This window comes from Limnohabitans sp. DCL3, from assembly GCF_048019295.1.
GTDB lineage: Bacteria > Pseudomonadota > Gammaproteobacteria > Burkholderiales > Burkholderiaceae_C > Limnohabitans_A.
On sequence record NZ_CP171842.1, the window covers coordinates 739,567 to 759,837 of the forward strand.

Here is a 20,271-nt window from a genome sequence, read left to right on the forward strand (position 1 = left end):
ACGAAGGGAACTGCCGAAGTGGATCGCCATTCAGCTGTGCGTGAGCACAGGAATGGGGATCGTGGCGCGTGGATGGGGCGAGGCAAAAGGCATGCAAAAATTTGTCCACTGCCGGGGGCTTCCCCCGGTGTCCAAGACAAACTGTTCGGCACCAGGCGTGACAGTGTCGAGTGGCTTTGTAAGCCACTCCAAGCACATCAGCAAAGTTCCGAACAACACAACCATCTCGCTTTGATCCGTCCAACAGCCATTGCAGGGCTGCTGAACTTGGGGTATTCCGTATCTGGGTTTTCAGGGCGTCGGCCCAACCTCCGGGGCGATTGGCCACTGTTGGCAAGGGCCTTCAGTCTGCAAATCGTGCCGAGGGTGGCATCGACCATCTGGTTTGGCGCGGTGGTGGTGGACTAAACTCCTGCTCTCAGGAATTCATTTCCATTTGAATCAACCACTTACAGCCAATAGCCAGTGAATCACATTATAGGGGCCAAGTCTGGCAATACTGCACCGGCCGTCAAAAGCCTGGAAGTGGACGAAGAGTCGGCTGGACAGCGTTTGGACAACTTTTTAATGCGTCATTTGAAGGGTGTACCCAAAACGCATGTCTATCGCATCATCCGAAGCGGTGAAGTGCGCATCAACAAAGGACGCGCCGCCGCCGAAACACGGGTCCAAACCGGTGACCAAGTGCGCGTGCCCCCCGTGCGCATGTCTGACAAAGTGGCAGAAAAGGCTGCGAACCCTGCGCCCAGCCGTGAATTCCCCTTGCTGATGGAAGACGACAGCCTGATGGCCATCGACAAGCCTTCTGGGGTGGCTGTGCATGGCGGCTCCGGGGTGAGTTTTGGCGTGATCGAGCAGTTGCGACAGGCTCGCCCGCAAGCCAAATTGCTGGAATTGGTGCACCGACTGGACCGCGACACCAGTGGGATTTTGTTGGTGGCCAAAAAACGCAGCGCCCTCAAGCACTTGCAAGACCAGTTTCGAGAGCGCGAGACAGGCAAAACCTATCTGGCGCTGGTCAAAGGTGATTGGCCAGCCAAACTCAAGGTGATTGACCAGCCTTTGCACAAATACCTTTTGCCTGGAAAAGACGGGCAAGAGGGTGAGCGACGCGTGCGCGTGACCACGGCAGATGATCCGGATGGCATGCGTTCCATCACCTTGGTCAAGGTGGCGCAGCGGCTGCCGGGTGCTTCTTTGTTAGAGGTCACCATCAAAACTGGGCGTACCCACCAAATCCGGGTGCATTTGTCGGCCCAAGGGCACCCGATCGCGGGGGATGACAAATATGGGGACTTTGACTGGAACCGTCAGTTGCTCAAACCCAGCGCGGGCCCTGGCCTCAAGCGCATGTTTTTGCACGCTTGGCGCTTGCAATTCAACCACCCGGTGTCCGCCGAGCGCGTGGCCCTTCAAGCCGATTTACCCCCTGAATTGAAAGCGTATGTCGACCATGCCCAACTCAAGACCCCGCCAGTTTGACCTGATTGCTTTCGACTGGGATGGCACTTTGTTCGATTCCACGGCCATCATCACCCGCTGCATCCAGCGTGCGGTGGTGGATGTGGGCGGTCAGGAGCCTACGCGCGAAGCCGCCTCTTATGTGATCGGCATGGCGCTGATGCCCGCGCTGGCCCATGCCGCGCCGGATGTGCCGAAAGACAAGTACCCCGCTTTGGGTGAACGCTACCGTCACCATTACATCCAGCACCAAAACGACATCAGCCTGTTTGAGGGGGTGTTGCCATTGCTCGACGCGCTCAAAGCCCGACACCATTGGCTCACGGTGGCCACTGGCAAAAGCCGCCAAGGCTTGAATGAGGCTTTGCATGCGGTGGAACTGCGCGGCGTGTTCGACGGCTCGCGCACAGCCGATGAAACGGCAGGCAAACCCAACCCCTTGATGCTGCATGAATTGATGCGCGAGTTTGGCGCTGAGCCCGAGCGCACGTTGATGATTGGTGACACCACGCACGACCTGCAAATGGCCCTGAATGCGGGCTGTGCCAGCGTGGGCGTGAGCTACGGGGCGCATGAGCCTGAAGCCTTTCATGTTTTGAAACCGTGCCATGTGGCGCACAGCGTGCAGGATTTGCACGACTGGTTGTTGCAAAACGCCTGACGCAAGGAGTGTTCATGCAAGCCGCAGTCCCTTTGTGCAACAGCGCTGACTTGGTCAACGGTGGTCGTGCTGTCCCTTTTGACATCGTGTATGCCGGTCAGACCTGCCGCGCCTTTGCCATTCGCTACCAAGGTCAGGTGCATGCTTATTTGAACCGCTGCACCCATGTGGCCATGGAGATGGATTACCAGCCCGACCGTTTTTTTGACGACACGGGCCGATGGTTGATGTGTGCGACACACGGTGCCACTTACCAGCCCGATACCGGTGCTTGTTCGGGTGGGCCTTGCCGTGGAGGGCTGGTGAAAATAGACCTTTCAGAGCAAGACGGCGTGGTTCACTGGCATACTGCCTACAACTTGAAACCGCTTGAATTTTGACCATGCAAGAACCCCAGGACCCCGTGTCCGCCCAGGCCCGCCCAGAACCCTTCAAAGCCCCATCGACCCCCGATGCGGCTTGGGAGCGCCAAACCTTGGAGCGATTGGCCTTTGCCTATGTGACCGAACAAAGAACGGCTCGGCGCTGGAAGGTGGGACTTCGCGCGGCTTGGTTGGCATTTTTAGCCATGGTGTTTTGGCAGTTGTTCAGCTACAACTCGCCCACGAGCAACCCGAGTCTGCCGCACACGGCCATGGTCTCCATCGTGGGTGAGATTGGGTCAGAGACCGAAGCCAGCGCCGAAAACGTCATGTCGTCCATGCGTCTGGCTTTGGAGGATTCGGGCTCGCAAGCGCTGGTTTTGCTGATCAATTCCCCGGGTGGCAGCCCCGTGCAGGCGGGCCTCATCAACGATGAGATCGCGCGTCTGAGGGCTTTGCACAACAAGCCGATTTATGCCGTGGTGGAAGAGTCTTGTGCTTCAGCCGCTTACTACATCGCAGCAGCAGCAGACCAAATTTATGTGGACAAAGCCAGCATTGTGGGCAGTATCGGCGTGCTGATGGACGGCTTTGGCTTCACCGAGTTGATGAACAAGCTGGGGGTGGAGCGTCGCTTGATGACGGCGGGGGCCAACAAGGGTTTTCTGGACCCGTTCAGCCCGCAAACCGAGCCGCAGCGCAAGCACGCCCAGGCGATGCTGGACCAAATTCACACGCAGTTCATTGAGGTGGTGAAAAAAGGCCGTGGCGATCGCCTGAAAGAAACTCCTGAGATGTTCAGCGGTCTTTTTTGGAGTGGACAGCAAGCTGTGGATCTGGGTTTGGCCGACAGCCTGGGCAGCCTGGACGGCGTGGCCCGTGAGATCGTCAAAGCGCCCGATGTGATCGATTACACGCAACGTGAAAACGTGGCCGAGCGCTTGGTCAAACGCTTTGGCGCTGCGGTCGGTGAGGGCTCGGTTCGTGCTGTGCGCAACAGCACGGGTCTGCGCTGAGGCGCATGGTCAAGCAAAATCTCAAGGCCCGATGGCGTAAACCGCAGGCGTGTGACCATCAGGGCCTTGTCTGCCCTTTTTCCATTGCGCCACGGTGTGGCTTTGGATGCTGACTGACGGCAAGGTCAAGCCACTGGCGATGGCCAAGCGTGTGTTGGCGTTCAGACTTTGCAACAAACCGCTGAGCATGGCCGCATTGCGGTAAGGGGTTTCGATCCACAATTGGGTCTGTCCGGTTTTGAGTGCCAGAGATTCCAGTTGTTTCAGACGGGCCGAGCGCTCTGCTGCGTCTTGCGGCAGGTAACCCACAAAGGCAAAGTTTTGGCCGTTCAGGCCGCTGGCAGCCAAAGCCATCAACAACGATACCGGGCCGACCAGCGGCAGCACGGTGATGCCCAGATCGTGCGCGGCACGAACCACTGAGCTGCCCGGGTCGGCCACGGCAGGCATGCCGGCTTCGCTGACCAAGCCCACATCGTTGCCTTGCAAAGCAGCCGCCAACAAGGGTTTGCCGTCAAAACCCGATTGGTGGTCGCCTTTTTTATGCACATGGCGCGGCAGTTCGGTGATGGTTTGTTCGGCCAAAGGCGCGATCAAAGGATGGGTTTCTCCCACCCGCTTCAAGAAAGCTCGGGTGCTTTTGGCGTTTTCGCAGACCCAGTGTTGGATGTTGGCCGCCGTGGCCAAGGTGTGGGTGGGCAGCACGTCGCTGATGGGTGCTTGTTCCGTGCAGCCAAAGTCCAGTGGCGTGGGCACCAAAAACAGGCGGCCTTTGAGTGGCTTGGAAGTGTTCACAGCAATTTCACTCCAGCTTGGCGCAGCAAGCGCGCGGTGCGGATCAGAGGCAGTCCAATCAAGGCAGTGGGGTCGTCATTGTCGATGGACTCCAACAACGCAATCCCCAAACCCTCGCTTTTGGCGCTGCCCGCGCAGTCGTAGGGTTGCTCGGCCTGCAAATAGGCCTCGATCTCGTCGTCGCTCAAATCGCGAAAGACCACACGCACCTCAGCCAAGTCCACTTGTTCAAAGCCCGTGGCGAGGCAGACGACGGCCAATGCGGTCTGGAAAATCACCGTCTGACCGCGCATTTGGCGCAGTTGGGTCACGGCGCGTTCGTGCACGCCGGGTTTGCCCAGCGCTTGGCCTGCCAAATCGGCCACTTGGTCTGAGCCAATGACCACCGCTTCGGGGTGCAAGGCGGCCACGGCTTGGGCTTTGGCCAAAGCCAGCCGCAGTGCCAGAGTTTTCGGGGCCTCGCCGGGCAAGGGGGTTTCGTCCACATGCGGTGGCGCCACCGTGAAGGGCACTCGAAGGCGTTCCATCAATTCCTGACGGTAGCGCGAGGTCGAGCCCAGCACCACGGCACGCGGCGCAACGGTCGAGGGGTCTGTAGTCGGTTTCAAAGTGCAATGCTCTGTCAATTGGGATGGGTGATTCTCTTACACTGCGGGCATGGAAAAAAAATCAGACCCCCAACATTTGGACCTGCTGGCTTTCGCGCGTGACGCTGGTCATCTGCAAGGCGAGGGCGTACTGGCCGATTGGCCCCGATTGGCCTCTGAGCAATACGGTGCTGCACTGGCTGCCGGGGCCGTGGTCTGGCAACTGCAAGGTCGCACGGTGTCTCCATCGGGCGGCCCTGACCAAATTTGGTTGGATTTGCGGGCCTCTGTGCAGTTGCCCATGCAGTGCCAGCGTTGCCTGACCCCGGTGCTGTCAACTTTGGAAGCCGAGCGCTCGTTCAGGTTTGTCGCCGATGAGGCCACCGCCGCTGCCTTGGACGATGAGGCAGAAGAAGATATTTTGGTCATCAGCCGTGATTTTGATGCTTTGTCCTTGGTCGAGGATGAGTTGATTTTGTCATTGCCGCTGGTGCCTTTGCACGACGTTTGTCCTGAAACCGTCCCCATGTCCGCGGTGGACCCTGAGTTTGAGGTGGCCGCTGAGCGGCCCAACCCTTTTGGGGTGCTGGCAAGCCTTAAAACGGGTGCAAACAAGTGAGCACAAACGCTGGCCACTTTATTTGTACATGCTCTTAGGCTATAATCAGCGGCTTCGCTCAGTGATGCTGAGTGACAACATCATCAACCAGACGCTGCGTTTCATTGGCGCGGCTTCCAAGCTTCCAAGGAGCCACCATGGCTGTTCAGCAAAACAAAAAGTCGCCTTCCAAGCGCGGTATGCACCGTTCGCACAATGCCTTGAACGTGCCCGGCATCGCTGTGGAGCCAACAACAGGCGAAACCCACCTGCGTCATCACATCAGCCCCAACGGTTTTTACCGTGGTCGCCAAGTGTTGAAAAACAAATCCGAAGCTTGATCGGCGTCAGCCCCAAGCCTGCAGAGGCCCGGCGCTACTTTCATAAGTAGCATCGGGCTTTTGTTTTTGGGGCTTTGAATTCATTCACGGTTTTGAGCTTTAGGATTGCATGACCTCGCCCGACCCGATCACCTTGGCAGTCGATTGCATGGGCGGCGACCACGGTCCCCGTGTCACGCTGGCCGCTTGCCGACATTTTTTGGCCCAACACCCTGATGCCCGCCTCCTTTTGGTGGGTCGCAAGGAGGCTTTGGCGTCTTTTGCCGATCCCCGCGCCGAAGTGGTGGAGGCCACCGAGGTCGTTGAAATGGACGATCCTTTGGAAGTGGCCTTGCGCAAAAAGAAAGACTCTTCCATGCGTTTGGCCATTGAGCAAGTGCGCGATGGGAGAGCTTCAGCGGCTGTGTCTGCCGGCAACACGGGCGCACTGATGGCGATTGCCCGGTATGTCCTCAAGACCATGGACGGTATCGATCGTCCAGCCATTGCGGGTCAGATGCCCAATTTCAAAGGGGGGGGCACCACGATGCTGGATTTGGGTGCCAACGTCGATTGTTCCCCCGAGCATTTGCTTCAATTCGCGGTGATGGGTTCAGCGCTGGTGTCGGTGTTGCAAAACAAAGAGCAGCCTACGGTTGGTTTGCTCAACATTGGTGAAGAGGCCATCAAAGGCAATGAAATGATCAAAAAAGCGGGAGAGTTGCTGCGATCTGCGGCCCACTCCGGTGATTTGAACTTTCACGGCAATGTCGAAGGCAACGATATTTTCAAGGGTACGGTCGACATCGTGGTGTGTGATGGCTTTGTCGGCAATGTGGCGCTCAAAGCCAGTGAGGGCTTGGCGACCATGATTGGCGGCTTCTTGAAAAATGAGTTTTCACGCAACATTTTCACGAAAACCGCCGCGATTTTGGCTTATCCGGTGTTAACTGCCTTCAAAAACCGCGTAGACCATCGCCGTTACAACGGTGCGGCCTTGCTGGGCTTGCGTGGTTTGGTGTTCAAGAGTCACGGTTCGGCCGATGAGGTGGCTTTTGAGACCGCCTTGAACCGGGCTTATGATGCTTCCAAAAACCAATTGCTGGAACGTGTTCGAGAACGCATTGCCCATGCCGCGCCTTTGTTGATGGGTGCGCAGGCCGAGCGGACAGAACACGCCAGTTCATCTCTATGAGAATTTACTCCCGTATTTTGGGCACAGGCAGCTACCTGCCTGAAAAACGCCTGAGCAATGCCGACTTGGCTGCTGAACTGGCACAGCAAGGCGTTGAAACTTCAGACGATTGGATCGTGGAACGCACCGGTATCCGGGCGCGCCATTTTGCGGCCGACGACCAGGGCAGCAGCGACTTGGCCACAGAGGCGGCACGCCGGGCGCTGATCGCTTCAGGTCTGAGCGAACATGACATGGACTTGATCATTGTGGCCACGTCCACGCCCGACATGGTGTTTCCATCGGTGGCAACCATGGTGCAGCACAAGTTGGGCGCCGCGGGTTGCCCTGCATTTGATGTGCAGGCTGTGTGCAGTGGTTTCATTTACGCGCTCACGATTGCCGATTCGATGATCCAGTCTGGCTCTGCCAAGCGCGCTTTGGTGATCGGTTCGGAGGTTTTCAGCCGCATCCTCGATTTCAAAGACCGCACAACCTGTGTCTTGTTTGGTGACGGCGCAGGCGCAGTCATTTTGGAGGCTTCGGACCGGCCCGGTATTTTGGCCACCGATTTGCACGCCGACGGCAAGCACAAGGACATCTTGTGTGTGCCAGGGCACGTCAACCGGGGTGCGATTTTGGGTGATCCGGTTCTGAAAATGGACGGGCAAGCCGTCTTCAAGCTGGCCGTAGGGGTACTCGAAGAAACTGCCCGTGCCAGTTTGGCCAAGGCCAATTTGACCGATGCCGACATCGACTGGTTGATTCCGCACCAGGCCAACATTCGCATCATGCAAAGCACCGCCAAGAAGCTCAAGATGAGTGCCGATAAAGTCGTGGTGACGGTCGACCAACACGGCAACACCTCGGCCGCCTCCATACCGCTTGCGCTGGACACCGCTGTGCGCGATGGTCGCATTCAGCGGGGCCAGACCCTCATGCTCGAAGGCGTGGGTGGCGGCTTCACCTGGGGTTCCGTACTCCTTCGCTATTGATTTGACAGGCCCGGGTCAGCGATGCGCGGCACGCTGCCTCGGATTCTTTACAGATACAGAATTTGCACATGACCTCATTTGCTTTTGTTTTTCCCGGTCAAGGCTCCCAATCGGTGGGCATGTTGGACGCTTGGGGCGACCACCCGGTGGTGCTTGAAGCCCTCCAAGAGGCCTCGGACGCGCTGGGTGAAGACGTGGCCCAACTGATCCATGAGGGCCCGAAAGAGGCGCTGGCCATGACCACCAATACCCAGCCGGTGATGCTGGTGTCGGCCGTGGCCGCTTACCGCGCTTGGTTGGCCGAAGGCGGTGCCCAACCATCGGTGGTGGCGGGGCACTCGCTGGGCGAGTACAGCGCCTTGGTGGCTTCGGGTGTGTTGACCTTGTCACAAGCCGCTCCGCTGGTTCGTTTGCGCGCTGCGGCCATGCAAGAGGCCGTGCCTGTAGGCGTGGGTGCCATGGCCGCCATTCTCGGTTTGCCCTCGGACAAGGTCATTGCAGGTTGCCAAGAAGCGCAAGCCACATTTCCTGCAGGCAGTGCTGAAGTGGTGGAGGCCGTCAACTTCAACGATGCGGCACAAACCGTGATCGCGGGCAGCAAAGCGGCGGTGGACAAAGCCTGCGAAGTGCTCAAGGCCTTGGGTGCCAAGCGAGCGCTGCTCTTGCCCGTTTCGGCCCCGTTTCACTCAAGTTTGATGAAGCCTGCGGCAGAAAAGCTGCGTGAGAAGCTGGCCAAGCTGACCTTGGGGGTGCCCCAAATCCCCGTCCTCAACAACATCGATGTGGCCATCGAAACCGATCCCGACCGAATTCGCGATGCGCTGTACCGCCAAGCCTTTGGCCCAGTTCGTTGGGTGGAGTGTGTGCAGGCCATCAAGGCCCGCGGCGTGACCACACTGGTCGAATGCGGCCCCGGTAAGGTGCTGGCGGGCATGACCAAGCGGATTGACGCTGAATTGAACGGCGTGGCGCTGTACGACCCCGCCACCCTGACTGAAGTGAAAGGACTCCTCTCGTGAGCGAAGCACAAAAACAAGTGGCCCTGGTCACAGGGGCGTCCCGTGGCATTGGCGCTTCGATTGCCTTGCATTTGGCCCAACAAGGTTTTGTGGTCATCGGCACCGCCACCAGCGACGACGGTGCAGCCCAAATCAGCCAGGCCCTCTCCGCCTACCCAGGCAGCCGTGGTGCCAATCTGAATGTGAACGATGCAGAAGCTGGCGCGGCCCTGATCGATGCCATCGTCAAAGAACACGGTGGTTTGCAGGTGCTGGTCAACAACGCGGGCATCACCCGCGACCAGCTGGCCATGCGCATGAAGGACGATGACTGGGACGCGGTGCTTGACACCAACCTGAAGGCCGTGTTTCGCATGAGCCGTGCGGTCATGCGCCCGATGATGAAGCAGCGCTATGGGCGCATCATCAGCATCACCAGCGTGGTGGGCGCGTCGGGCAACCCCGGCCAGGCCAACTATGCGGCCGCCAAAGCCGGTGTGGCGGGCATGACCCGTGCACTGGCCCGTGAGCTGGGCAGCCGAAACATCACGGTCAACTGTGTGGCCCCCGGTTTCATTGAAACCGACATGACCGCCAGTTTGCCCGAAGAGCAGCAAAAAGCCTTGTTGGGCCAGATTCCTCTGGGCCATTTGGGCAAACCCGATGACATCGCGCACGCAGTGGCCTACTTGGCTGGAAGCCATGCGGGTTATGTCACCGGACAAGAATTGCATGTCAATGGTGGCATGTTCATGGCCTGATTTTTCGGAAACCCCTTCCGGACAGGTAAAATCTTCATTTTTCACAACCCTCAGAGGGACCCCATGAGCGATATCGAAGCACGTGTCAAAAAAATCATTGCTGAACAACTCGGCGTTGAAGAGTCACAAGTCACCAACGAAAAAGCCTTCGTGGCCGATCTGGGTGCCGACTCCCTGGACACGGTGGAATTGGTGATGGCACTCGAAGACGAGTTCGGCATCGAAATTCCTGATGAGGACGCAGAAAAAATCACCACGGTGCAAGCTGCGATCGACTACGCCCAAAGCAAGAAGGCCTGATCGACGATGACCCGGCGCCGCGTTGTTGTCACGGGTTTGGGATGCATCAGCCCCGTGGGCAACACGGTCGCCGATGCATGGTCAAGCCTGCTTGCCGGCCAGTCCGGTATTGCTCCGATCACTCGTTTTGATGCTTCAGCCGTTGCCTGCAAGTTTGCGGGTGAGGTCAACAACTTTGACCTTGAGTCTTACATCTCGGCCAAAGAAGCTCGGACGATGGACCGGTTTATTCACTTCGGTATCGCCGCTGCAGCCCAGGCCATTCAGGATGCAGGCTTGTCGACTGGCGAGGCCTTGAGTGAAGAAGATGCCTGCCGTATAGGTGTGGTGATTGGTTCTGGCATCGGCGGTTTGCCGCTGATTGAAGACACCCACACCGAGTATGTAGCGCGCGGGGCGCGGCGCATCTCCCCATTTTTTGTCCCTGCCTCCATCATCAACATGATCTCTGGTCATGTGTCGATGCGCAGTGGCTTCAAAGGACCCAATTTGGCCGTTGTGACGGCTTGCACCACGGGCTTGCACAGCATTGGTGAAGCGGGTCGTTTGATTGAATACGGCGACGCGGATGTGATGATTGCGGGTGGTTCTGAGGCTTGCGTTTCGCCGCTGGGTGTCGGTGGCTTTGCCGCCATGCGTGCCTTGTCGACCCGCAACGACGACCCCACCGCGGCCTCACGTCCTTGGGACAAGGATCGCGACGGTTTTGTGTTGGGAGAGGGTGCCGGTGTGATGGTGCTCGAAGAGTACGAACATGCCAAAGCACGGGGTGCCAAAATCTACGCTGAGCTCGGTGGTTATGGCATGAGTGCCGATGCCGGGCACATGACCGCGCCCAGCATGGACGGACCCCGCAGGGCCATGCTCAACGCCATGCGCAATGCCGGCGTCAACGCGGACCAGATCGATTACCTGAACGCACACGGTACTTCCACGCCGCTGGGCGATATCAACGAAACCAATGCCATCAAGGCGGCATTGGGTGACCATGCCTACAAAACCGTGGTCAGCTCGACCAAATCCATGACGGGTCATCTTTTGGGTGGCGCGGGTGGCATTGAAAGCGTCTTCACCGTGTTGGCCTTGCACCACCAAAAGGTGCCACCGACGATCAACTTGCTCAACCCCGACCCAGAATGTGACTTGGACTATTGCGCCAACACTGCGCGCGATATGAAAATCGATGTGGCCCTGAAAAATAATTTTGGTTTCGGTGGCACCAACGGTTCTTTGGTTTTCAAGCGCATCGGATGAGCTGAAAGTCAGGCGGCCCGCATGCACAACGCCCCACCTGTGGCTTACCCGGTGGGGCGTTTTGTTTGGGGACGTGCGATGTTGACGGCTGTCCTTGGCTTGTCCGCTGCCGGGTTGATCGCTTGGCAGTTGGAGAGTCAATCACCAAGCGCCACCGTCTGGTGCGCCTGGATTTTTTGGGCAGTATGTGCTGTTGTCGCTGCCCTGCTGGGACCACGCCAAGTCATGTCCGAAGGCCACTTGTTATGGAATGGCGAAACTTGGGTCTGGCGAAGAGGGCTGGGTACGGATGCCCTGGTCCTTGAAGATCAAGTGCTGAATTTGACGGTGGGCATGGATTTCGGTGCCAATATGGGGCTCTTGGTGCAGGCAGACCCCCAGGCCCATCAAGGCCGCCGTCCTTGCTTTTGTGCATGGGTCAGTGAGCGGTCCATGCCCTCAAAGTGGCATGGTTTTCGATGCGCTGTATATTCGCGCCCAAAGCCCCATGAGCCGGTTGATGAAGCCCGTGAATGACGCGAAAGCGCAAGGCTTGAATACAGTCCATCTGGCCACATCTGTGTGAGGCCGGGACATCGGTATGAACTACACATGGAGGCATTTGTGCTGAAGCTCAATTGGATGAAGAAAACGGCCCTGGTCGCGCTGAGCAGTGCTGTGTTGGTGGGGCTCTTTGTGGTGCCCGCGACTGGGATGGCGCAAGCCTCTGCTGCATCGGTGCGCGGTTTGCCTGATTTCTCGGACTTGGTCGAGCAGGTGGGCCCTTCCGTCGTCAATATCCGAACGCTTGAAAAAGCGCGTTCCAGTGCGTCAGGTGGTTCTGCGAGCGATGATGAAATGCAAGAGCTGTTTCGACGTTTCTTTGGCGTGCCCATGCCCAATGCCCCCAGGCAAGCCCCTCGCCAAAACCGCTCACCCGAAGAAACACTGCCACGCGGTGTGGGTTCGGGCTTTATTTTGAGCTCTGATGGACTGATCATGACCAACGCCCATGTGGTGGAGGGTGCCGATGAAGTGATGGTGACGCTGACCGACAAGCGGGAATTCAAGGCGCGCATCGTGGGCGCGGACAAGCGTACCGATGTGGCCGTGGTCAAAATTCAGGCCACAGGTTTGCCTGCCGTGAAGGTGGGCGACGTCAACCGTTTGCGCGTGGGTGAGTGGGTCATGGCGATTGGTTCGCCCTTTGGCTTGGAAAATACCGTCACAGCCGGGATCGTGAGTGCCAAGCAGCGCGATACCGGGGACTATCTGTCTTTCATTCAGACCGATGTGGCCATTAACCCCGGCAATTCGGGTGGGCCGTTGATCAATTTGCGTGGCGAGGTGGTGGGCATCAACAGTCAAATTTACTCGCGCTCAGGTGGGTTCATGGGCATCTCGTTTGCGATTCCCATGGACGAAGCCATGCGCGTGAGCGAGCAACTGCGCACGAGCGGTCGCGTCAGCCGTGGCCGGATTGGCGTCCAAATTGCGCCCGTGACCAAGGAGGTGGCCGAATCGATTGGTCTGGGCAAAGCACAAGGTGTGTTGGTCAGGGGTGTCGAGGAGGGATCGCCCGCGGACAAGGCGGGCATTGAAGCGGGTGACATCATCACGCGCTTTGATGGCAAGTCGGTCGAGAAACCTGCTGATTTGCCCCGTGCGGTGGGCAATACCAAGCCCGGCAGCAAAGCGAGCATCACGGTTTTCCGCCGCGGCAGTTTCAAAGAGATGAGCATCACGGTCGCTGAGTTCGAGGCCGAGAAAGTGGTGGCCAGCGTTCAACACTGGGGTTTGACCCTGAGCGATTTGACCGAGGCTCAAAAGAAAGAGTTCCGAGTCAAGGGTGGGGTGCGGGTGGATGCGGCGGTTGAGGCCTCGGCCAAGGCCGGTATCCGGGAAGGGGACTTGATTGTGGCCATCGCCAATGCGGAGGTCACCTCGCTGAAAGAGTTCGAGACGGTCATGACCCGTGTCGACAAAAGCCGTCCCGTCAGTGTGCTCGTTCGGCGTGGGGACAGCGCCTTGTACGTTTTGATACGGCCTGCGCCTTGAACCGTTGGATGGCAAAAGGCCCGATTAACCCGCTGGTCATTGGGGTCAAGTTGTTTAAAACAGGGTGATTTTCAACAATTGACGGGATCTTGAAATGTTTTTCTAAAGTTTGTATGAACTAACTTTTTATTTCTCTCATGCTGATTTTGGATAAAATCAGCCTTCCTGACCCCGGATTCATGGCATAAAGCGCAGGTTTGAGTTCACGATGCGAGATGCTGTCAAAGCATCCACCGTTGATCCACAGTTGGCTCACAAGTTGTTCAGCATGATGCCGTTAGGCCTGTGTGTAACATGTGGATAAAATGGGTGTTGTACTCCTGCAACGACTTGCCCAAGCTGTTTGGAAGGCTGTGCATGTGGGCCAATTTGCCTACAATGAAAGCCCAACCATCGCAGTTGCCAAAGATTGTTGGTTCAGGGCGCGTCACCACCAGACGCGCCCTTTTTTCTTTTTCGGATCCTTGATCCACACATATTTGCAGACCGTCCTTGATGAACCACATCAGAAATTTTTCGATCATCGCCCACATTGACCACGGCAAATCGACGCTGGCCGATCGTTTGATTCAACGCTGCGGTGGTCTCGAAGCGCGCGACATGGAAGCCCAGGTGCTCGACTCGATGGACATCGAGAAAGAGCGTGGCATCACCATCAAGGCGCAGACGGCCGCGTTGCATTACAAGGCCCAAGATGGGCAGGTCTACAACCTCAACCTGATTGATACGCCTGGCCATGTGGACTTCTCGTATGAAGTCTCGCGATCTTTGTCGGCGTGCGAAGGGGCCTTGCTGGTGGTGGACGCCAGCCAAGGTGTGGAAGCGCAGACCGTCGCCAATTGCTACACCGCACTCGACTTGGGTGTGGAAGTGGTGCCGGTGCTCAACAAGATGGATCTGCCCAACGCAGACCCAGACAACGCCAGAGCCGAAGTGGAGGACGTGATCGGCATCGATGCGACCGATGCGATCCCTTGCTCGGCCAAAACTGGCATGGGGATTGAGGAGATCCTCGAGGCCGTGGTGGCCCGCATTCCACCGCCCAAAGGCAACCCTGATGCACCGCTACGCGCCATGATCATCGACAGCTGGTTCGACAGTTATGTGGGCGTGGTCATGCTGGTGCGCGTGGTCGATGGCCAGTTGCTCAAAAATGAGCGCATCCGCATGATGGCCAGCAATGCGGTCTACGAAGCGGGCAGCTTGGGGGTGTTCACACCTGCCAACCAACCCCGGGAAATGCTCAAGGCGGGCGAGGTGGGGTACATCATTGCCGGCATCAAGGAGTTGCAAGCGGCCAAGGTGGGCGATACCGTCACGTTGGAGAAAAAGCTGCCCAACAATGCAGGCCCTGCTGGCGAAGCTTTGCCTGGCTTCAAGGAAATCCAACCCCAGGTGTTTGCGGGTCTGTACCCGACAGAAGCCAACCAATACGATGGCCTGCGCGATGCGCTGGAAAAGCTCAAGCTCAATGACGCGTCATTGCATTACGAACCTGAAGTCTCGCAAGCGCTGGGCTTTGGTTTCCGCTGTGGCTTTTTGGGTTTGTTGCACATGGAAATTGTGCAAGAGCGTTTGGAGCGCGAGTTCGACCAAGACTTGATCACCACAGCGCCCAGTGTGGTTTATCAAGTGGTACAGCCCGGCGGTGAAGTCATCATGGTGGAAAACCCCTCCAAGATGCCCGATCAAGGCAAACTGCAAGAAATCCGCGAGCCCATCGTGACCGTGCATTTGTACATGCCGCAAGACTATGTGGGCCCCGTCATGACGCTGGCCAACCAAAAACGCGGTGTGCAGATGAACATGGCCTACCACGGCCGACAGGTCATGCTGACCTATGAGATGCCACTGGGCGAGATCGTGCTGGACTTTTTTGACAAACTCAAATCGGTCAGCCGAGGGTATGCTTCGATGGACTACGAGTTCAAGGAGTTTCGTGCCTCGGATGTGGTGAAGGTGGACATTTTGCTCAATGGCGAAAAAGTTGACGCTTTGTCCATCATCGTGCACCGCTCTCAGTCGCAGTACAGGGGTCGTGCGGTGGTGGCCAAGATGCGAGAGATCATTTCCCGGCAAATGTTCGATGTCGCGATTCAGGCCGCCATTGGTGCCAACATCATCGCTCGCGAGAGCATCAAAGCTTTGCGCAAAAACGTGCTGGCCAAGTGCTACGGTGGTGACATTTCGCGCAAGCGTAAACTGCTTGAAAAACAAAAGGCCGGTAAAAAGCGCATGAAACAAATTGGTTCGGTCGAGGTGCCTCAAGAGGCGTTTTTGGCGATTTTGCAGGTGGAAGATTGATGCAGTTTTTAACGTCTTTGGTGTTGGCCGCATTCGTCGGCTATGCCGGTGCTTGGTACCTGGGCTACCTCGAGGGTAACTTTGCACTCCTCCTGCTATTGGCCACCGTGGTCACGGGCATTTATTGGCTGGCCGAGCGCTTCGTGTTTTTGCCTCAGCGCCAACAAGCGGTGGCGCAGCTCGAAGCCGAAACCGTCCAGCGCCGTGCCGAATTGGCCAAAATGGGCATCGACAAGGTGGACACCGACATCCGTGAAAGCCGCGAAAAGCTGCTCATGCAACCCTGGTGGCTGGACTGGACAGCAGGCTTGTTCCCTGTGATTTTGGTGGTGTTTGTGCTGCGCTCGTTCTTGTTCGAGCCTTTCAAAATTCCCTCGGGCTCCATGATCCCAACGCTGCACATTGGCGACCTGATTTTGGTGAACAAGTTCCACTATGGTGTCCGTTTGCCGGTGGCCAACACCAAACTCACAGCGGGCACACCTGTGCAACGTGGCGATGTGATGGTGTTCCGTTATCCGCCCAAACCCAGTGTGGACTACATCAAGCGGGTGGTGGGTTTGCCCGGGGATGAGGTGGCTTACTTGAACAAGAGCCTGACCATCAACGGCAAGCCCGTGCCCAGTGAAGTGCTGCCCGACTTTTTTGACGAGTCCACGATGCGCTACCACAAGCACCGCCGTGAAACCCTGGGAGCCCAGCCGCACCAAACGCTGCAAGACGATGACCGTCCCGCCTTTGTGCCTGGAGCGGATCCCTTTCCCGGTCGCGAAAACTGCAACTACACCGTTGAAGGTGTCACGTGCAAAGTGCCGGCCGGCCACTACTTCATGATGGGCGATAACCGCGACAATTCTTTGGATTCACGCTATTTTGGTTTTGTGCCGGACGCCAACATCGTGGGCAAGGCATTTTTTGTCTGGATGAATTTCGGTAATCTCCAGCGCATCGGCTCTTTTGATTGAGGTGCGCGTGGCCACTAGCAGTGCTGTTTCCACCGGTTTGTCTGAGTTGCAAATTCGCCTCGGTTATGCATTTGCCCAGCAAAATTTGCTGCAGCAGGCACTGACGCACCGCAGTTTCAGCGCTGATCACTACGAACGCTTGGAGTTTTTGGGCGATTCGGTGCTCAACCTGGCTGTCTCGCACTTGCTGTTCACCCAATTGGCCGATATGCCCGAAGGTGATTTGTCACGCGTTCGGGCCAATTTGGTCAAGCAAGACACCCTGCATCAATTGGCCAAAACACTGGACGTGTCTGTGGTCATGCGCTTGGGTGAAGGTGAGATGCGTTCGGGTGGGCAGGGCCGTCCCTCGATTTTGGCGGACATGGTTGAAGCCATCATTGGCGCGGTTTACCTGGATGGTGGTTACCCCGCTGCCCAAGCCTTGGTCGAGCGGCTGTTTGCCAAGGTTCACATCAAACCCGATATGCAGGCCGTGGGCAAAGACCCCAAGACCGAGCTGCAAGAGTGGCTGCAAGGGCGCAAGCTCGCGCTGCCCAAATACACCGTGGTCGGCACGTCCGGCGCGGCGCACCGCCAACAATTCGAGGTCTCTTGTGAAGTGACCGAATTGCGCCAAACCCAACAAGGCTCGGGCGCATCGCGTCGCGCTGCCGAACAAGCAGCGGCTGCCGCCATGCTGCTCTCCTTGAAATCCGAAAGCGCCGCATGAGCACCGACAAGAAATCCAAAGTTTCGGAGCGTACCGCTCAAGAGCAAACCATGCGTCGCCCTGTGCAAATCGCGGGTGTGACCATCCAGCCCCGTGATGCGTCAGAAGATGCCGCATTGCCCCCGGTCGCTGCCGCAGTCGCGCCTGCACCTGTAGCGGGTCAACGCTGTGGCTTGGTGGCCATTGTGGGAAAGCCCAACGTGGGCAAGTCCACCTTGCTCAATGCCTTGGTCGGCCAAAAAATCAGCATCACCTCGCGCAAAGCCCAAACCACGCGCCACCGCATCACAGGCATCCGCACCCAGGGCGCAGCCCAGTATGTGTTTGTGGACACGCCCGGCTTCCAGACCATCCACGGCACCGCGCTCAACAAGTCGCTCAACAAGACCGTGGTCGGCGCTGTCAGTGATGTGGACCTGGTGTTGTTTGTGGTCGAAGCGGGCAGCTTCACCACGGCCGACGCCAAAGTGCTGGCCCTGCTCAAGCCCGGTATCCCGGTTTTGCTGGTGGCCAACAAACTCGACAACGTGCACCGCCGTGGCGACATCGCGCCTTGGCTGCAAAGCATGCACGAGCGTCACGCTTTCACCGAATTTGTCCCCATGTCCGCCAAGCAGCCCAAAGACATCGAACGTCTTCTGGTCATTTGCGAAAAATACCTGCCCGAGCAGGCCTGGTGGCATGCCGAAGACGAACTCACCGATCGCAGTGAAAAATTTTTGGCCAGCGAGATGGTGCGCGAAAAACTTTTTCGCCTCACGGGTGACGAGCTGCCCTACACCTCCACGGTGGTGATCGATCAATTTGAAGAAGAAGCCGGGCGCACCTCCAAGCGCATGCTGCGCATTGCGGCCACCATTGTGGTCGAGCGCGAAGGGCACAAGGCCATGGTGATCGGTGACAAGGGCGAAAAACTCAAGCGCATTGGTACCGAGACCCGGGTTGAGTTGGAAAAACTGCTGGACGCCAAGGTGTTCATTGAGCTGTGGGTCAAAGTGCGTTCGGGCTGGGCCGACGACGAAGCCCGCGTGCGCAGCTTCGGCTACGAGTAAGCCACTGCGCTCATGGCTTCCAAGCGGATCGCAGACGAGCCAGCCTATGTGCTGCACCGCTACGACTGGAGCGAAACCAGCCTGATTCTTGAGGTGTTCACTCGGCATCATGGTCGGGTGGCTTTGGTGGCCAAAGGGGCCAAGCGGCCCACGTCCAGTTTTCGTCCGGTGCTGTTGCCGCTGCAGCCTTTGTCGTTGGGGTTTGGTGGCGAGGGCGACATCCGTACCCTCAAATCGGCCGAATGGGTGGGCGGGCACGTCATGCCCACGGGCGAAGCATTGCTGTCGGGTTATTACATCAACGAGTTGCTGATGCGACTGACGGCCCGAGACGATCCGCACCCTGATTTGTTTGAAGTCTATGCCGCCACCGTGCGCTTGCTGGCCAGCGGCGACCCGGACGCACTGCAATGGGCTTTGCGTGGCTTTGAGTTGTTGCTGCTCAAGGAGATGGGCTTGCTGCCTGCCCTGAATCTGCAAACCCTGACGCTCAAGCCTTTGTCACCCATGGACAGTTATGCCCTGGTGCCTGAAGCGGGGTTGCAGTGGGTGAGCGATGACCCACGCCACGCATTGCGGGGCGAGCAGTGGCAATCGATCCAAAAAGCACTGGATTCTTCCCGTCCCATGGCAGCTTTGTTGCGCGATTGCGCCGACCTTTTGGTGCAGCTGCAAAGACCCTTGCGCCTGATGCTCAACTACCATTGCGGTGTCGGTGCTTTACGCACCCGCCAAATGATGCTCGACCTGCAAACCCTATGACCCATTCCAACCCCAGCGTGGCCTTGTCGGTCAACGTCAACAAAGTCGCGCTGTTGCGCAATTCGCGCCACTTGGGCATTCCCAGTGTCACGAGGGCAGCCGAGCAGTGCCTGCAAGCGGGCGCGAACGGCATCACCATCCACCCCCGACCCGATGAGCGACACATCCGCGCGAGCGATGTGCCCGAGTTGACCGCGTTGATGAAGGCCTGGCCCGAGCGCGAATTCAACATAGAAGGCAACCCCTTCCACAACCTGATGGACCACGTGAGGGCCGTGCGCCCGCATCAAGTGACTTTTGTGCCCGACAGCGAAGGCCAGTTCACCAGCGACCACGGCTGGACCTTTCCGCAAGATGCCGAGCGCCTCAAACCGTTGATTGACGAGTGCAAGTCCCTCGGCGTACGGGTGAGCCTGTTCATGGACCCGATCCCCGAACAAATGGCCGCCGCACGCGCCGTGGGCGCCGACCGGGTGGAGCTGTACACCGAGCCCTATGCTGCGAGCTGGGGTACGCCAGACCATGCCGCCCAGTTGCAGCGTTATGCCGATGCGGCCGAGGCCGCGCTGCAGGCGGGGCTCGGCCTGAACGCAGGCCACGACCTCAACCGTGACAACTTGCCCGCCTTCGTTGCAGCCGTCAATGGCCTTGAAGAGGTCTCGATTGGACACGCCTTCATGGCCGACGCCTTGGAGTTGGGCTACGCGGCCACGGTGCAGGCTTACCTGGCTTGTTTGAAAAAATGATCTACGGCATCGGCACCGACATCTGCGACATTCGCCGCATTCGGGCAAGCTTGGAGCGGCACGGCGAGCGCTTTGCCGCCAAAGTCTTGAGCGATGCTGAGATGGGCACCTGGAAAGCCCGCAGTGCCCGCTGGCCCGAGCGGGGTGTGCGGTATCTCGCCACCCGCTTTTCTGCCAAAGAGGCCTTCAGCAAGGCCATCGGTCTGGGCATGCGCATGCCCATGACTTGGCGCTTGTGCGAAATTGACAAACTGCCCAGCGGTCAGCCCGTCATCGTGCTGCACGGTGAACTCAAGGCATGGTTTGAAGCCAAGGGCCTGAATGCCCACATCACCGTGACCGACGAGTCTGAATACGCCGCCAGTTTTTGTGTGGTCGAGTCGCACGCAGGCCCTTGAATGACTTTTGTTC

General features: G+C 58.0%; 22 protein-coding genes. 20 read left to right on the forward strand and 2 right to left on the reverse strand.

The window, feature by feature from the left end; genetic code table 11:
- The first annotated feature begins 465 nt into the window (after positions 1 to 465).
- The 4 genes from ACHEXK_RS03265 to ACHEXK_RS03280 are packed head-to-tail and all read left to right on the forward strand — an operon-like array spanning position 466 to position 3,500.
- Positions 466 to 1,482, forward strand: coding sequence for an RluA family pseudouridine synthase (locus ACHEXK_RS03265; protein WP_416547945.1), 1,017 nt, complete (start codon positions 466 to 468; stop codon positions 1,480 to 1,482).
- Positions 1,454 to 2,122, forward strand: coding sequence for an HAD family hydrolase (locus ACHEXK_RS03270; protein WP_416547946.1), 669 nt, complete (start codon positions 1,454 to 1,456; stop codon positions 2,120 to 2,122). Before ACHEXK_RS03265 ends, ACHEXK_RS03270 begins: the two co-directional genes overlap by 29 nt.
- 14 nt (positions 2,123 to 2,136) lie before the next feature.
- Positions 2,137 to 2,502 carry a Rieske (2Fe-2S) protein gene (locus ACHEXK_RS03275; RefSeq protein WP_416547947.1) on the forward strand — a complete coding sequence of 122 codons (366 nt, stop codon included), beginning with the start codon at positions 2,137 to 2,139 and terminating at the stop codon, positions 2,500 to 2,502.
- A gap of 2 nt (positions 2,503 to 2,504) precedes the next feature.
- Positions 2,505 to 3,500 carry a S49 family peptidase gene (locus ACHEXK_RS03280; protein ID WP_416547948.1) on the forward strand — a complete coding sequence of 332 codons (996 nt, stop codon included), beginning with the start codon at positions 2,505 to 2,507 and terminating at the stop codon, positions 3,498 to 3,500.
- A 21-nt stretch (positions 3,501 to 3,521) separates the two neighbouring features.
- On the opposite strand, the gene ACHEXK_RS03285 is transcribed toward ACHEXK_RS03280, so the two are convergent.
- Positions 3,522 to 4,295 carry an SAM-dependent methyltransferase gene (locus tag ACHEXK_RS03285; protein ID WP_416547949.1) on the reverse strand — a complete coding sequence of 258 codons (774 nt, stop codon included), beginning with the start codon at positions 4,293 to 4,295 and terminating at the stop codon, positions 3,522 to 3,524.
- Positions 4,292 to 4,903 carry a Maf family nucleotide pyrophosphatase gene (locus ACHEXK_RS03290; protein ID WP_416547950.1) on the reverse strand — a complete coding sequence of 204 codons (612 nt, stop codon included), beginning with the start codon at positions 4,901 to 4,903 and terminating at the stop codon, positions 4,292 to 4,294. The genes ACHEXK_RS03285 and ACHEXK_RS03290 overlap by 4 nt, the downstream gene beginning before the upstream one ends.
- A 49-nt stretch (positions 4,904 to 4,952) precedes the next feature.
- On the opposite strand from ACHEXK_RS03290, the gene ACHEXK_RS03295 reads away from it, so the two are divergent.
- The 16 genes from ACHEXK_RS03295 (at position 4,953) to acpS (ending at position 20,258) form a co-directional block, all read left to right on the forward strand.
- Positions 4,953 to 5,501, forward strand: a complete 549-nt coding sequence (locus ACHEXK_RS03295) for a YceD family protein (protein WP_416547951.1) — start codon at positions 4,953 to 4,955, stop codon at positions 5,499 to 5,501.
- Positions 5,502 to 5,638: 137 nt separating this feature from the next.
- Positions 5,639 to 5,821 (forward strand): 50S ribosomal protein L32, encoded by a 183-nt coding sequence (gene rpmF / locus ACHEXK_RS03300; RefSeq protein WP_005794249.1) that lies wholly within the window; start codon positions 5,639 to 5,641, stop codon positions 5,819 to 5,821.
- Positions 5,822 to 5,930: 109 nt separating this feature from the next.
- A complete protein-coding gene (plsX, locus tag ACHEXK_RS03305; protein WP_416547952.1) occupies positions 5,931 to 6,995 on the forward strand; it encodes a phosphate acyltransferase PlsX in 1,065 nt (354 codons plus the stop codon).
- Positions 6,992 to 7,969 (forward strand): beta-ketoacyl-ACP synthase III, encoded by a 978-nt coding sequence (locus ACHEXK_RS03310; protein WP_416547953.1) that lies wholly within the window; start codon positions 6,992 to 6,994, stop codon positions 7,967 to 7,969. The genes plsX and ACHEXK_RS03310 overlap by 4 nt, the downstream gene beginning before the upstream one ends.
- Positions 7,970 to 8,037: 68 nt before the next feature.
- A complete protein-coding gene (fabD, locus tag ACHEXK_RS03315) occupies positions 8,038 to 8,988 on the forward strand; it encodes an ACP S-malonyltransferase (protein ID WP_416547954.1) in 951 nt (316 codons plus the stop codon).
- Positions 8,985 to 9,728: a 3-oxoacyl-ACP reductase FabG gene (fabG, locus tag ACHEXK_RS03320; RefSeq protein ID WP_416547955.1), complete on the forward strand. Its 744-nt coding sequence runs from the start codon at positions 8,985 to 8,987 to the stop codon at positions 9,726 to 9,728. The genes fabD and fabG overlap by 4 nt, the downstream gene beginning before the upstream one ends.
- Before the next feature lie 63 nt (positions 9,729 to 9,791).
- On the forward strand, positions 9,792 to 10,028 hold the full coding sequence (acpP, locus tag ACHEXK_RS03325; protein WP_019427049.1) for an acyl carrier protein: 237 nt from the start codon (positions 9,792 to 9,794) through the stop codon (positions 10,026 to 10,028).
- A 6-nt stretch (positions 10,029 to 10,034) separates the two neighbouring features.
- Entirely contained in the window at positions 10,035 to 11,282 is a 1,248-nt protein-coding gene (gene fabF / locus ACHEXK_RS03330) for a beta-ketoacyl-ACP synthase II (RefSeq protein WP_416547956.1), read from the forward strand.
- 621 nt (positions 11,283 to 11,903) lie between these two features.
- Positions 11,904 to 13,319 carry a DegQ family serine endoprotease gene (locus ACHEXK_RS03335; RefSeq protein WP_416548844.1) on the forward strand — a complete coding sequence of 472 codons (1,416 nt, stop codon included), beginning with the start codon at positions 11,904 to 11,906 and terminating at the stop codon, positions 13,317 to 13,319.
- Positions 13,320 to 13,814: 495 nt separating this feature from the next.
- Positions 13,815 to 15,623, forward strand: coding sequence for a translation elongation factor 4 (gene lepA / locus ACHEXK_RS03340; RefSeq protein ID WP_416547957.1), 1,809 nt, complete (start codon positions 13,815 to 13,817; stop codon positions 15,621 to 15,623).
- Positions 15,623 to 16,588, forward strand: a complete 966-nt coding sequence (gene lepB, locus ACHEXK_RS03345; RefSeq protein WP_416547958.1) for a signal peptidase I — start codon at positions 15,623 to 15,625, stop codon at positions 16,586 to 16,588. Before lepA ends, lepB begins: the two co-directional genes overlap by 1 nt.
- A gap of 7 nt (positions 16,589 to 16,595) precedes the next feature.
- A complete protein-coding gene (gene rnc / locus ACHEXK_RS03350; protein WP_416547959.1) occupies positions 16,596 to 17,300 on the forward strand; it encodes a ribonuclease III in 705 nt (234 codons plus the stop codon).
- Positions 17,297 to 18,352 (forward strand): GTPase Era, encoded by a 1,056-nt coding sequence (gene era / locus ACHEXK_RS03355; protein ID WP_416547960.1) that lies wholly within the window; start codon positions 17,297 to 17,299, stop codon positions 18,350 to 18,352. The genes rnc and era overlap by 4 nt, the downstream gene beginning before the upstream one ends.
- 12 nt (positions 18,353 to 18,364) lie before the next feature.
- Positions 18,365 to 19,114 (forward strand): DNA repair protein RecO, encoded by a 750-nt coding sequence (recO, locus tag ACHEXK_RS03360; RefSeq protein WP_416547961.1) that lies wholly within the window; start codon positions 18,365 to 18,367, stop codon positions 19,112 to 19,114.
- Positions 19,111 to 19,860, forward strand: a complete 750-nt coding sequence (locus ACHEXK_RS03365; RefSeq protein ID WP_416547962.1) for a pyridoxine 5'-phosphate synthase — start codon at positions 19,111 to 19,113, stop codon at positions 19,858 to 19,860. Before recO ends, ACHEXK_RS03365 begins: the two co-directional genes overlap by 4 nt.
- Entirely contained in the window at positions 19,857 to 20,258 is a 402-nt protein-coding gene (gene acpS / locus ACHEXK_RS03370; RefSeq protein WP_416548846.1) for a holo-ACP synthase, read from the forward strand. The genes ACHEXK_RS03365 and acpS overlap by 4 nt, the downstream gene beginning before the upstream one ends.
- Positions 20,259 to 20,271 lie beyond the last annotated feature (13 nt).

Bases quoted from the DNA above. Each gene is read 5' to 3' on its own strand.
- ACHEXK_RS03270 (WP_416547946.1), top strand. From the start codon at position 1,454: ATGCCCAACTCAAGACCCCGCCAGTTTGACCTGATTGCTTTCGACTGG.
- ACHEXK_RS03275 (WP_416547947.1), top strand. From the start codon at position 2,137: ATGCAAGCCGCAGTCCCTTTGTGCAACAGCGCTGACTTGGTCAACGGT.
- ACHEXK_RS03280 (WP_416547948.1), top strand. From the start codon at position 2,505: ATGCAAGAACCCCAGGACCCCGTGTCCGCCCAGGCCCGCCCAGAACCC.
- ACHEXK_RS03295 (WP_416547951.1), top strand. From the start codon at position 4,953: ATGGAAAAAAAATCAGACCCCCAACATTTGGACCTGCTGGCTTTCGCG.
- rpmF (WP_005794249.1), top strand. From the start codon at position 5,639: ATGGCTGTTCAGCAAAACAAAAAGTCGCCTTCCAAGCGCGGTATGCAC.
- plsX (WP_416547952.1), top strand. From the start codon at position 5,931: ATGACCTCGCCCGACCCGATCACCTTGGCAGTCGATTGCATGGGCGGC.
- ACHEXK_RS03310 (WP_416547953.1), top strand. From the start codon at position 6,992: ATGAGAATTTACTCCCGTATTTTGGGCACAGGCAGCTACCTGCCTGAA.
- fabD (WP_416547954.1), top strand. From the start codon at position 8,038: ATGACCTCATTTGCTTTTGTTTTTCCCGGTCAAGGCTCCCAATCGGTG.
- acpP (WP_019427049.1), top strand. From the start codon at position 9,792: ATGAGCGATATCGAAGCACGTGTCAAAAAAATCATTGCTGAACAACTC.
- fabF (WP_416547956.1), top strand. From the start codon at position 10,035: ATGACCCGGCGCCGCGTTGTTGTCACGGGTTTGGGATGCATCAGCCCC.
- ACHEXK_RS03335 (WP_416548844.1), top strand. From the start codon at position 11,904: ATGAAGAAAACGGCCCTGGTCGCGCTGAGCAGTGCTGTGTTGGTGGGG.
- lepA (WP_416547957.1), top strand. From the start codon at position 13,815: ATGAACCACATCAGAAATTTTTCGATCATCGCCCACATTGACCACGGC.
- lepB (WP_416547958.1), top strand. From the start codon at position 15,623: ATGCAGTTTTTAACGTCTTTGGTGTTGGCCGCATTCGTCGGCTATGCC.
- era (WP_416547960.1), top strand. From the start codon at position 17,297: ATGAGCACCGACAAGAAATCCAAAGTTTCGGAGCGTACCGCTCAAGAG.
- recO (WP_416547961.1), top strand. From the start codon at position 18,365: ATGGCTTCCAAGCGGATCGCAGACGAGCCAGCCTATGTGCTGCACCGC.
- ACHEXK_RS03365 (WP_416547962.1), top strand. From the start codon at position 19,111: ATGACCCATTCCAACCCCAGCGTGGCCTTGTCGGTCAACGTCAACAAA.
- acpS (WP_416548846.1), top strand. From the start codon at position 19,857: ATGATCTACGGCATCGGCACCGACATCTGCGACATTCGCCGCATTCGG.